Source organism: Pseudomonas agronomica (assembly GCF_025917275.1).
Classification (GTDB): Bacteria; Pseudomonadota; Gammaproteobacteria; order Pseudomonadales; family Pseudomonadaceae; genus Aquipseudomonas; species Aquipseudomonas agronomica.
On record NZ_JAOSHO010000978.1, the window covers coordinates 1 to 658 of the forward strand.

Here is a 658-nt window from a genome sequence, read left to right on the forward strand (position 1 = left end):
TATTGGGCTGTCAGTAGATAGCCCCCGCCGTGCTTGCAGGTGCCGCTGAATCCTTGAACGCTGCCGCCAGGCTTTGCAGCCCGCGCATCAGCACCGTGGTGTCCACGCCGACCGCGACGAACGCCGCGCCCAGTTCGATGTAGCGCCTGGCCAAGGCCTGGTCGGCGCTGAGAATGCCGGCGGCCTTGCCGGCTGTGCGGATGCGGGCGATGGCGTCTTCGATTGCCGCCTGCACCTCGGGGTGACCCGGGTTGCCGCGGTGGCCCATCGAGGCACTCAGGTCCGCCGGCCCGATGAACACCCCGTCGACGCCTTCTACAGCCGCGATGGCGTCGAGGTTGGCCAGGCCTTCACGGTTCTCGATCTGCACCAGCAGGCACATCTGTTCATCGGCATGGTCGAGATAACCAGCGATGCTGTTCCAGCGCGACGCGCGAGCCAGCGCGCTGCCGACGCCGCGCACGCCCTTGGGCGGGTAGTGAATGGCCTTGACCAGCTCTTGCGCCTGTGCGGCGCTCTCGACCATCGGGATCAACAACGTCTGCGCGCCAATGTCGAGCACTTGCTTGATCAGCGCCGTGTCGCCGATGACCGGGCGAATCACCGGTTGGCTGGGGTAGGGCGCCACGGCCTGGAGCTGGCCGAGCATGCCGCGCAG

General features: G+C 67.5%; 1 protein-coding gene. It reads right to left on the reverse strand.

The genetic code is table 11. The features are described from left to right. Nucleotides 1–10 precede the first annotated feature (10 nt). On the reverse strand, nt 11–658 hold a 648-nt coding region (locus OC610_RS28480; RefSeq protein ID WP_264433075.1), incomplete at its 5' end, for an aldolase/citrate lyase family protein.